At 44.3% G+C, this 11,339-nt stretch carries 12 protein-coding genes; 7 read left to right on the top strand and 5 right to left on the bottom strand.

Annotated features, from left to right (window positions below; translation table 11 throughout):
* Nucleotides 1–212 precede the first annotated feature (212 nt).
* The 4 genes from VN379_RS16075 (at nucleotide 213) to VN379_RS16060 (ending at nucleotide 5,058) form a co-directional block, all read left to right on the top strand.
* Nucleotides 213–1,385: an amidohydrolase gene (locus VN379_RS16075; protein ID WP_325535662.1), complete on the top strand. Its 1,173-nt coding sequence runs from the start codon at nucleotides 213–215 to the stop codon at nucleotides 1,383–1,385.
* A 304-nt stretch (nucleotides 1,386–1,689) separates the two neighbouring features.
* Complete coding sequence (locus tag VN379_RS16070) at nucleotides 1,690–1,890, top strand: hypothetical protein (protein WP_325535659.1); 201 nt, start codon at nucleotides 1,690–1,692, stop codon at nucleotides 1,888–1,890.
* Between the two features lie 28 nt (nucleotides 1,891–1,918).
* Nucleotides 1,919–3,673 carry a pyruvate kinase gene (gene pyk, locus VN379_RS16065; protein WP_325535657.1) on the top strand — a complete coding sequence of 585 codons (1,755 nt, stop codon included), beginning with the start codon at nucleotides 1,919–1,921 and terminating at the stop codon, nucleotides 3,671–3,673.
* A 14-nt stretch (nucleotides 3,674–3,687) separates the two neighbouring features.
* Nucleotides 3,688–5,058: a hypothetical protein gene (locus VN379_RS16060; RefSeq protein ID WP_325535655.1), complete on the top strand. Its 1,371-nt coding sequence runs from the start codon at nucleotides 3,688–3,690 to the stop codon at nucleotides 5,056–5,058.
* 48 nt (nucleotides 5,059–5,106) lie between these two features.
* Here VN379_RS16060 and VN379_RS16055 read toward each other — a convergent pair whose 3' ends face one another.
* Entirely contained in the window at nucleotides 5,107–6,246 is a 1,140-nt protein-coding gene (locus VN379_RS16055; RefSeq protein ID WP_325535654.1) for an acyltransferase, read from the bottom strand.
* A 123-nt stretch (nucleotides 6,247–6,369) separates the two neighbouring features.
* On the opposite strand from VN379_RS16055, the gene bcp reads away from it, so the two are divergent.
* From bcp to VN379_RS16040, 3 genes are all read left to right on the top strand, one after another.
* Complete coding sequence (bcp, locus tag VN379_RS16050; protein WP_325535652.1) at nucleotides 6,370–6,843, top strand: thioredoxin-dependent thiol peroxidase; 474 nt, start codon at nucleotides 6,370–6,372, stop codon at nucleotides 6,841–6,843.
* 77 nt (nucleotides 6,844–6,920) lie between these two features.
* Nucleotides 6,921–7,781 carry a D-amino-acid transaminase gene (gene dat, locus VN379_RS16045; RefSeq protein ID WP_325535650.1) on the top strand — a complete coding sequence of 287 codons (861 nt, stop codon included), beginning with the start codon at nucleotides 6,921–6,923 and terminating at the stop codon, nucleotides 7,779–7,781.
* Between the two features lie 18 nt (nucleotides 7,782–7,799).
* The gene (locus VN379_RS16040; protein WP_325535648.1) at nucleotides 7,800–8,141 is read left to right on the top strand and encodes a CC/Se motif family (seleno)protein; all 342 of its coding nucleotides are present in this window, start codon (nucleotides 7,800–7,802) and stop codon (nucleotides 8,139–8,141) included.
* A 43-nt stretch (nucleotides 8,142–8,184) separates the two neighbouring features.
* Here the strand turns inward: VN379_RS16040 and VN379_RS16035 are convergent, their stop codons facing one another.
* The 4 genes from VN379_RS16035 to VN379_RS16020 all read right to left on the bottom strand — a co-directional run bounded on the left by VN379_RS16035 (nucleotide 8,185) and on the right by VN379_RS16020 (nucleotide 11,298).
* A complete protein-coding gene (locus tag VN379_RS16035; protein ID WP_325535646.1) occupies nucleotides 8,185–8,445 on the bottom strand; it encodes a hypothetical protein in 261 nt (86 codons plus the stop codon).
* 33 nt (nucleotides 8,446–8,478) lie between these two features.
* Nucleotides 8,479–9,828, bottom strand: coding sequence for a VWA domain-containing protein (locus tag VN379_RS16030; protein ID WP_325535644.1), 1,350 nt, complete (start codon nucleotides 9,826–9,828; stop codon nucleotides 8,479–8,481).
* A 4-nt stretch (nucleotides 9,829–9,832) separates the two neighbouring features.
* Complete coding sequence (locus VN379_RS16025; protein WP_325535642.1) at nucleotides 9,833–10,795, bottom strand: MoxR family ATPase; 963 nt, start codon at nucleotides 10,793–10,795, stop codon at nucleotides 9,833–9,835.
* A gap of 146 nt (nucleotides 10,796–10,941) precedes the next feature.
* Entirely contained in the window at nucleotides 10,942–11,298 is a 357-nt protein-coding gene (locus tag VN379_RS16020) for a hypothetical protein (protein ID WP_325535640.1), read from the bottom strand.
* Nucleotides 11,299–11,339 lie beyond the last annotated feature (41 nt).

Genomic DNA, 11,339 nt, shown 5'->3' with positions numbered 1-11,339 from the left:
CAGGCGGGTGGTGTGTTGACAACGCTCCACCGCTGGCGCTTGACTTCCGCTTTTGCCAACACACCACCCGCCTGCAAAAACTTTAACGCGTTGTATATAGAATCTCTGATTGTAATTTTAGAACAGTAGGCAGGATTTTTCAGTTTGCCGGTGTACATATTTACAAAGTAGTTATTTAATTATGGAAGAGTTAGCCAGAAAGGTCGGTACTTATGAAAATTTCAATCCATGATCTTGTTAAGGAGCAGCAACATTATGTGATCGCGATGCGTCGCTACTTTCGGATGACTCCTGAACTTGGGGGTCAGGAATTTGAGACGCAGAAAAAAATAATATCTGAACTTAGATCGATGGGGTTGGAGCCGAGACAAGCTGCCGGTACCGGGGTAGTTGCCGAGATTACAGGCAGCAGGCCTGGTAAAATGGTGGCGATCCGGGCTGATATTGATGGCCTGCCGATTCAAGATGAAATTGATCAGCCTTACCGCTCACAGAATGCCGGTGTTTGTCACGCCTGCGGTCATGACGGTCATACTGCGATGCTGCTGGGTTTGGCTAAGGTATTTAGTGGAATGCGGGCCGAATTAACAGGCAATATAAGGCTGTTGTTTCAACCTAGTGAAGAACGTTTTCCCGGTGGTGCCCTGGCGATGATTGCCGATGGTGCACTAGATGGTGTGGATACTGTCATTGGTGCCCATTTATGGCAGCCGCTTGAGGTAGGGACAATGGGGATAACCTATGGACCGATGATGGCCTCGCCTGATGAATTTACTATTACTATTCAAGGTTGTGGCGGTCATGGGTCAATGCCGCAGCAAACGATTGATCCCATCTATGTGGGAGCACAAATCGTGTTGGCCTTAAAGACAATTACCGGCAATCAGATTAGTACTAATGAGTTAGCTGTTTTATCGCTTGGTGTGTTTAAAGCAGGTGAAGTATTTAATATAATACCTGATACTGCTGTCTTGCAGGGGTCTGTACGGACTTTTTCCCAGCGTGTTCGTGACACAATCTTTGCTTGTATTGAGCAGCTATGCAGCGGCATTTGTGCAGCTTCGGGTGCCACGTATACCTTAGATAATCGCAATGGTTTTCCACCGGTGATTAATAATCCGCAGATAGCCAGGGGTGTGGCGGCTGCAGGCAACGCAGTACTGGGTGAAAGCCGGGTCATTGAGATAAGTCCTGCCATGGGAGCTGAGGATTTTTCCTGGTACCAGCAGCAAGTACCTGGCTGCTTTATGTTTATTGGCATAGGTAATAAGGAAAAAGGGGTCAGCTACCCTCACCACCATCCTAAATTTGATATGGACGAGCAAGCACTTAGCTATGGGGTTGAGATTATGGCAGAGGCAGCATTGAGATTATTAAAGTCGTAAGCGTTTATATTTAAGTTGGAAAAATATACATTTTTCAGCTGGAGGAAAACTAGCAGCTATGGTGAATTATACCTGTGGCGAAGCTTGCTGTTAGGGAGGAAGTGTAGTAATATACTGCGATAAACCTTTGGTTGTACTGGGTATGAGCTGGTTTGTTGAATTATAGATTTCGCTGCTGCTGCTGGTTGATAGAAAAACAATTTTAAAGCAGGAATACAGTTAATTTTGGAGAACCAATCTAAGAGGATTAGTTTCTGGTGGTTATTGTACTTTAATAGTAAGAAGCTAATAGGAGGATATACTTATGTGGACCGTAGTATACATAGCTTCTAACCGGGCACAGGCCGAATTATATAAAAACGTGCTGTGTAATGAAGGTGTACTTGCTAACATCCGTGCGGCAGGGATTGCTTCCGCTCTTGGTGATGGTTTGTATGAGATTTTGGTTTTGGAATCAGAAGCCAATGAAGCTCACGCGATTTTGTGTCAACACGCGATACGATAAATCGTATTCAATTAAGGAGTGTTAGAATTTGCTGAAAAAAACCAAGATTGTTTGCACAGTAGGCCCTAGTACCGATAAACCCGGTGTCTTAGAGGCGATGATGGAGGCCGGCATGAATGTTGCCCGGTTTAATTTTTCGCATGGACTGCATGAAGATCATGCCAGGCGAATAGCCATGGTAAGAGAAGCCGCCCGGAATGTCAAAAGGCCGGTAGCGCTGATGCTTGATACCAAAGGTCCAGAAATGCGACTGGGCTTATTTGCTGAGGGTAAGGTTTATTTAGACAAAGATCAAAAATTCGTGTTGACAAGCCGTGATGTAGTTGGTACGAAGGAAATTGCATCTGTTAATCATAAGTTATTACCGCAGGAGGTTTCTCCCGGGCAGATGATACTTATTTCCGATGGGTTGGTAAGCCTTCAAATAGATGCTGTTGTGGGCGATGACATTATCACCACTGTTAAAAACAGTGGGCAAATCGGGGATCGCAAGCGTGTTGCGGCACCTGGGGTTGCGGTTAATCTTCCGCCTTTATCTGAACAGGATGTTGCTGATATCTTGTTTGGCATTCAAAATCAAATGGACTCAATCGCTCCTTCTTTTGTTCAGCGGGCTGCCGATGTGCTGGCTATCCGTAAGATTTTGGAGGATGCCAATTATGAGATGGACATTATCCCTAAGATTGAAAACGCTGAGGGTGTACATAATATTGACGAAATTCTCAAGGTATCAGACGGTATTATGGTAGCCCGGGGGGACCTTGGTGTGGAGATCCCTGCCGAAGAAGTCCCACTCGTCCAAAAAATGCTGATCAAGAAGTGTAATAAGGCTGGTAAGCCGGTCATTACCGCTACTCAAATGCTTGAGTCTATGATAACCAACCCCCGGCCTACCAGGGCCGAGGCCAGTGATATTGCTAATGCGATTCTGGATGGATCAGACGCCATTATGCTTAGTGGCGAGTCCGCTTCAGGCCAGTATCCGATCGAAGCTGTCCAAACAATGTCCCGTATTGCTGTACGTACCGAAACCTCACTTCATCACAGCGATATTTTAGTAGGCAAAGGAATCCAACTGCAACGAACAACGACTGATGCGATCAGCCATGCTACAGCGCAGATATCACATGAACTGGGGGCAGCGGCGATTGTGACCTCCACACAATCCGGTTATACTGCGCGGATGGTGTCGAAATACCGTCCCCAGTCCACTATTGTGGCTGTCACTCCAAGTGAAAAGACAGTACGGCGGATGCTGCTGCTATGGGGGGTTTACCCAGTCTTGGGACCCAGCTTTAATAATACAGACGAAATGGTGCAAAGTGCAGTTGTCACTTCGCTAAACGCCGGGGTTGTTAAAGACGGGGATTTAGTTGTGGTAACTGCAGGGGTACCTGCAGGTATGTCAGGAACAACTAATATGATTAGGGTTCACATTGTAGGCAATATTCTAACGCGCGGGACCGGGATCGGCCAACAGGCAGTTACCGGAAAGGTTGTTATTGCTACCTCTATTAAAGATATTAAGGCTAAGTTTCGGGAAGGGGACATTTTGGTAGTCAACAGTGTTGACGAAGAAACGGCTCCTTACGCTGCTAAAGCTGCGGCTATCGTTGCTGAAGAAGGTGGATTAACTTCGCATGCTGCTATTGTTGGGGTAAGCTTTGGTATGCCTGTACTTGTCGGTGTAGAAGATGCAACTGAACGCTTGCAGGATGGTGCGATAGTTACTGTGGATGCTGCACGGGGCATTGTATATCAGGGAGAAATTAACGCTAGATAGGGAGAACACCCTTTATGGCAGTATTGCTGATTGTGTTAACAGGGATAATTTTAGCCGCGTGGTGCTTTTACACCAGGCGGCTAGACTGGCAGTTCAGGCATATTGCGTCTCAACTCAATGGTATAACCAGAGAGCGCCAGATGAATGCTGCTGCTGCCAAACGAATTATGCGTCAGATTTACAAGGTGTTGAAGGCTAGCTTAATTGCCGGTAAAACTGACAACGCCTATCGGGCTTTTGATATGCTAAAGCTGGCACTAGGCCTTGGTTTAGGAAGCGCAGTGGAGCCTGCACGAATTACTGCGGTTATTTTTCTAGCGCTGAGGTCCAACCAGCCTGACGCTGCCGGCCACGGTATTGACGCATTTCGGCCACTGCTAAAGAATGTGACAGCCGCTGGTATTCCTGCTGTAGTGGAGCAGCTTGGCCTGATTGCAGTTATTAGTTTGAAACAGCGACAAAACTTTTTGGCTGCCCGTGCGGTAGAAGTCATTTTTTCCAGTCTGTATTTATCACAAGACGAGGTTGTGCGTACGGCGGTCATGCGAGCATTAAAAGTAACAGGTCTTACGGCTTTACGCCGGGGTGATTCCGGTCTTGTCCGGGATATACAGGCAAAGTTAGCAGGGTGGCTTGCCGCCGAACCACCAGATAGTGCTGTACAGGAACAAGTCGTTGGGGTATTGTCGGCCTGGCTGCTCCGGGTAGTAAAAGCTGGCGATGCCTGTATGATTGAGCCATTAACCGATTACGTCAGGCAATTAGCAGAAAAAAATTTGCTGTCAGATAACGCTTTAGCAGGTATTGTAGCCGAGTGCAGCCATATAGCCGGTATGGATAGTCTCAATCCCTTTAGCCAAGCTGCCGGTGCAATATCTATGCTGAGTCTTGATTTAGCGATACAGGTTCGCACAAATGATACCTGGCGTCAGGCAGTTGATGGTGCCGGGCAAGCTGCCAGGCTTGCAGTAGCACAACGCAGCCTCACAGAGAGTTTTGATATTGTCTATCCACTCTTTGAAGCCGGGCGCCGCCTGTTAACCGCAGAACTTAATTCCGGATCTGTAAATGATCTGTTTCGGCAACAGGCTCTCTATACTGTAATGAGAGAATGCCTGCAGTTGGTAGAGTTTATTTCCCGGCAGAATTTTACGGTAACAGTATCTGATATCATCGATCAGCTTTATCTGGATTGGATTAAGCGTCCAGCCAATGCCGGCCATCAAAAATCAATCAAAAGGTTTTGCCAATTGTTCTTTTTATATTGTATACGGATTAAACGCCGCCAAAAACGCCTGACGGCAGAAGGCAGCAGTTTTAATGCCCCCAATATAATAACTGTATCTAACAGAGAACGTTTGACACAGCTTGGGTATTTATTTTAAAAAAAAGGCGGACAAATTAATTGTCCGCCTTTCTTTAAACATGATTAATTATGCCTTTTGACGAATAATTCCTTGTTTGGGGAGTGATCCTGTAAGTGCCAGACTAAGTAACGGGATCAGGATGCCAGCTTTGTTGATGAGCGATGCTAAACAGGTGCTAACAGCAAGTGTTGCTAAATAAAAGGCTACTATAACTGGTGCAGTTAACGGTATGCCAATTTGCGTCAGCTTGAGGATCAGGTAATACATAACAAGCGGGTGGACAAGATAAACCAGATAGGAATAGTGCCCTAATCCCCTTAAAACGGCAGCAAGTGCAGTTGGTAAGGGCTTGCTGAAAGCACTAAACAAAAACAAGGTTGTGCCAAGCGTATAGAGTACCCCGATTGGGCTAAGCTGGTGGACTGTATTCACGGCCTGCTCCAGGGTGTAGAGCTTGAAGTAAACAAGATAATAGTAAAAGCCGAGCATTCCTGTTAATGTTCCGGCGAAAAAGGCATTAACCAGCCGTCTGTGCCGCTCCAGGGCTGCTAAAAATTGCGGATAAAGCTCAGCACAAACTGCGCCTAGGATAAAGATAAATATATAATGTAAAATCAGAAAGCTCATGCGGTGTTGGACTGCAAGGTTAAGGTAGTGGTTAGCAAAGTTTGCAGTGAGTATATAACTGGAATAATAATTAAAATATATTTGTGTTAGCAGCAGGCTAAGTAATCCTGCTAACGGAGCTTTGAGAATCCAGCTCACAAGCTGTCGCCAAAACGGCATACACACATAAAACCAAACCAGAATTACTAAAAAGTATAATTGGTAGGAGGCCAGGCCAAATAAAAAGTATTTGTACACAAGTGGTCTATGCCAAAGGTTGAAATCACCGCTTACCCAGGTATAATGCAGCATGTAGAGGAAAGACCAGGCTAAGTAGGGCAGCAGGACGGCTTTGAAGCGGCGGCGCATAAAGTTCAGATAGCTGAACTCGGTTTTAAGAGGCTGACTAAGAAATAAGCCGAAAGCAGATACAAAGAAAAATATCGGCACACTGAACCGTGTGAATATTTCAAGTAATGCAAATAGATGGGGATTGACAGCCGGATTAGCCAGTGAATAAGCCCCGGTATGAATACCTAATACCCCTAACATGGAGATACCGCGGATGTAATCGAGAGCAAGAATGTGCTGTTTTGACATAGTATTCAGCTGCTCCTTCGGATTTTGTTGTTATCGGCTGCATATTATATAATATATCACCATTATTATAGGATGTAACTGCTTTTACTGCAATAAACTTTTATGTGAGGGGGATAGCAAGAAATGTCTGAACAAGTACAAGAAGGACAAGCAGCTCCGGATTTTACCCTGCCGGTGACGGCTGAGAAGCAGGTTACCCTGAGCCAGTTTCGGGGCAAGAAGGTAGTGCTATATTTCTACTCTAAAGACAATACTGCCGGTTGTACAGATGAGGCTCGCGGGTTTCGTGAGGCATCTGAAGATATTACCGCTGCTGGGGCGGTTATTCTGGGTGTAAGCAAGGACAGTCTGGCAACACATGAAAAGTTCAGCACCAAACATGAGCTCCCATTTCTTTTGTTAAGTGATATTGACCAGGCGATAAGCCAGCTGTATGGGGTATTTAAAGAGAAAAATATGTATGGAAAAAAAGTTATGGGCATCGAGCGGTCTACGTTCATTATCAATGAACAGGGAGAAATAATCCGTATTTTTCGCAAGGTCAAGGTGGCCGGCCATGCTCAAGCAGTGCTTGCTGTATTAAAAAAGTCTACCTAGGAATTTTTTCTAAATAGGCAGGAGATTACATATTACTGTGTAATAATGTATATTAATAAATCAAGGGAGGACTTTCCATGAAGCCAATTGGACTAATTAATGGTAAGCTTATCGATTTAAATGAAAATATCGTGCCAATGGAGGATAGAGGCCATCAGTTTGGTGATGGTGTGTATGAAGTAACACGGGTATATAATGGACACAGCTTTGCTCTGAAACTGCATGTTGACAGATTGTATCGTTCGTTACGTGAACTAACAATTCCAGCAGTATATACATATGATGAACTGGCCGAATTTCATGATTTGTTAATTAAAGAAAGTGGCATTATGGATGGTGCAGTATACCTTCAGATAACTCGCGGTTTTTCGCCACGCGCCCATGGGTTTCCGGAAAATGTTGTGCCGTGTCTGACAATGTCTATTCGTCCTGTCAGCGCTGCACCTGATAAAAACAAATTAGAAGGGGCCAAAGGCCTTCTGATTCCTGACGAGAGATGGCTCAGATGTGACATTAAGTCGCTTAATCTTCTGGGCAATGTCATGGGCAAGCAAAAAGCTAAAGAAGCAGGCTGCTTTGAGGGTATTCAGGTCCGGGATGGATTTGTCACTGAAGGGACCAGCAGTAATTTTTTCGTAATAAAAGATGGTGTTGCCTGGACACATCCGCGGAGTAATCTTATCCTGACTGGTGTTACCAGAACACTGATTCTTGAAAAAATAGCCCCAGAGCTTGGTGTGTTAGTGGTTGAAAAGAAGTTTGATGAAGCGTTTGTCAAATCAGCAGAAGAGGCATTCATTTCAGGTACTAACAGCGAGATTGTCCCTATTGTTTCACTAAACGGACAGCCTGTCGGCGCAGGTAGTGTTGGTTCTATCACCCGCAAAATTCAAGAAGCATACTGGGCGATGATTGATCAAGAGTGTGGACGCAAGTAGAGAAAGGTGGAGAAAACTATGAATATGATAGTTACTGAACGTGCGCAGGAATTTATTGCTCAAGAGGGCGGTATTATTACTGTGAAACTTGAGCAACGTCTAATTCCAAATTGCTGTAATCCTCCTTCGATAGCTCCTGTTCCCTCCGTAAAACCAGGAAAACCAGAAGATTCTGAAACTGCTGAATATGCAGCCTTTATGATTGATGGTGCCGAGGTTTATGCGCATACCTCAATACAAAACTATAATAATGAAAATCTTTTGCGAGTCGATATTGAAACTACACTGTTTGGTAAACGGCTGGTCCTGTATGGACTGCCTGTTCCAGCTAAAAACTGCGGTACCTGTACATCCTGTTAAAAAAAACTGCTGGAGGCGTTTAGCCTTCAGCAGCTTTTTTATGTTACTTTATATTGGTGGCACAACTTGAACAACCGCCACCAGATTCCTGCATTTGCTCTTCCAGGCGACCATTGTTGAACAAAATCATTTCAGCAATAGCCATTGGTAAAACCTCGGTAAGCAGAACTTCCATCGCGTTATGCATAGCCTGTTGCTGATCTCTATGGCTCAGCGCGGTAGTTAGTTTGGCTTCAATAGGCTCCCGATAGGTAGTAAGCCAGCGTTGGTAGTGGGCAAGCAACGTAGGGCCGTCATAATACATAATAGGTCACATCCTTTGTTTTTTTATTTAAAATTAGGATTGGCGGGTTAAATTGAGAGACAGTATCTTAGTCAAATGTGCCAGCGAATAACACTCAAACATGCTACAATGTTTGGCAAACAGCGGTATTGCGCTAGTATGGCCCCAGCGTTCTTTTGGCTGGGTATTGAGCCATAAAATACGTTTAACTTTTTTGCCGATGCCAGCTAACTCACTGGCTGTTTCGAGTGGCGCCATAGTATTGGCATCACTGATAATGAAAAGTAGTGTTGAGGGCGATAATAACTTTTTATATTCCCCCTTTAACCTTGCCAAAGCGATAGATAAATTAGTTCCTTGACCCATTTGTACAGAGCTTGTTACTAAATCGGTGGTAGCTTTAGCAAAATCATCACTCCGCTTGAAATAGTCGGTTACTTTTTCTAAATCATTGGCAAAGATAAAGGTTTCAATGTTTTTTACAACACTGGATAAGCCAAAAAGCAGGGGTAAGGTAAAGCGAACATATTTTGTCATTGAGGCTGAAACATCACAAATAACAACAATATTGGGTTTATGAATTTTTTTGGTTTTATATTTTAACGAAATCATTGTACCACCGTAGCGCATATTACGGCGGATGCTCTGACGAATATCAATGAGTTTGCGGCGGCCGGTCAAACGAAAACGACGGGAAATACGAGTAGTTATCCTGTGGGCTAATCGTTTGATCAAGGCTGTAACCTGAGGAATCTCATGCTCGGCAATATCCTGCATATTCTTGTACAACAGAGGATTCCGGCCGGTACCGCCAAGTCCTGCCGCCGAGTCTACAACATGATCAAGTTCGTCATGGCCTAATAATTGGCGGCGAGCGGCAGCAAGCTGGGCTAGATCTTCAGGTGATAGTTGGCGCTGCCAGAAGGACAGCGAGCTTTTGAGCAAGTTTTCAACTACCGGCTGAAAAGATTCTTTTACATTATGACCTGATGAGGTCTTCTCCAAAAAATCCTGTAGTCGTTTTTTTTCCTGTTCAGGCAAGCGTTTATAGACATCTCTGAGTTCATCCGGGAGATCAAGCGGGCGTCCCTGAAAAACCAGTTCTTCCTGAGCTTGCTGTGACTGCTCAAGCTCAAGTTGTTGCTTGGAATCCCACTCCTCACGCTGCTGCTGTTTGGCTTCAGGCGGAACAAAGAATAGGTTAAAGGCTTGATTGAAGGCGGCTTGGTCTTCAGAATTCTTAATTAGTGTGCTTTTTAATGCCGCGCGAAATTCGTCCTGGTCAAAATTCTCAATAACGGTCAGACTGTCTACAGCATCAATGGTTTCAGCGATGCTTACCCGTACACCCAGCTGGCGTAAAATCTGAACAAATCCTACTAGATTATCAGCAAGTGAGTTCAAGCAATCAGCCCCCACAGCTTTCAGTGCCATGGCACTGGCATGTTGTGTTTTCTGACGTAATGTTGGTTGCTTGCTGGACCGCAGAGTATAGTCTGTCGGTGCCTAAGTCTTTCTGGAATGCCATCAGGTCATCGCGATTTTTGAATAAGAGCCCCATCGTCTGCTGTATTAAGGTGGAATCAAGATGGTCAGCGTGCATTGCAATGATCGACCTCGTCCAATCAAGTGTTTCAGCAATTGAAGGTTGCTTAGCCAGAACTAGATTATTGCGCAGATGATTGACGGCTGTAGCAATCTGCAGGGCTAATTTTTCGGTGGCCTCAGGGATTTTAGCCCGGATAATATTAATTTCTTTGTCAATGGAGGGATAGTCAATATATAAATAGATGCAACGGCGGCGTAAGCCTTCGGACAGTTCCCGGTCATGGTTGCTTGTCAGCACCACAATGGGGATATGGTTGGCTTTAACAGTACCAAGCTCAGGGATTGATATTTGGAAGTCTGAGAGGATCTCGAATAAAAAGGCTTCAAACTCTTCATCAGTCTTGTCAATTTCATCAATTAGCAAAACTGGGCGTTTCTCAGCCCGGATGGCTTTCAGTAAAGGACGTTCTAATAAGTACTCAGGGGAAAAAATGTCATGTTCGGAAAGATTCTGGCAAGCACTATCTCTGCTCATCTGAATCTTAATCAATTGGCGCTGGTAATTCCATTCGTATAAAGCTTTGTTTTCGTCCAATCCTTCATAGCATTGCAAGCGAATAAGATCGGTATCAAATACCTTACTTAATACTTTGGCAATTTCGGTTTTGCCAACACCGGGTGCACCCTCAATTAAAAGCGGTTTTTCCAACTTTAAGGCCAAATAGACGGTAGTCAAAAGCTCTTTATCACTAATATACCCTTGGGCTTCAAAAGCAACACGCAATTCCGGAATGGTGATAACGGTGTTAGAATGCTTATCCATAACGTATTCTCCTATCTCTGTTAGAGCTATAGTTTTAATTTTACAGCAAATTGATAATATTTGACAAGCGAAACGTTTTTTTTAAAAAAACAAAAAGCTACTCATGTAGAGTAACTTTTGTTAGAGACGATACTATGTACAGTGGGTTAGAGATTGATTCCAATAAATTCGCCGGTTTTAAACGGGGTATCTTCTACTAACTGTCCGGGAAGAATTTCAAAATGCTTAAAGAACTTTTTTGCTCCGATATAGGCGCCTTTTGCAGCATAACGTACAGGGAATGTATTGGGCTGCAACTGCTCCAGCGGCAGTATACCAAGTGCCTGTTTTTCAGGGTCATAACCTAACATGCAAAAATGATTGTTTTCTAAAAGCTGGGTAGCTTTTTTGTTAAAGACAATACGACCATTAGGACGTACTTCAATTACTGGTTCATCATTTTTGGGTGCGCGTGCGCGATGCGGTTGAAACAGAGTAAAAGAAAAGCTGTTTTCTTCACTCATGAAACTCACTCCTTAAAAAGTTAATTTGATACATTTAAAAG

Source organism: Sporomusa sp., assembly GCF_035561255.1.
Lineage (GTDB): Bacteria > Bacillota > Negativicutes > Sporomusales > Sporomusaceae > Sporomusa.
The sequence above is the reverse complement of the archived record's forward strand: the minus strand, read 5'-3'. Positions and strand labels throughout refer to the sequence as shown.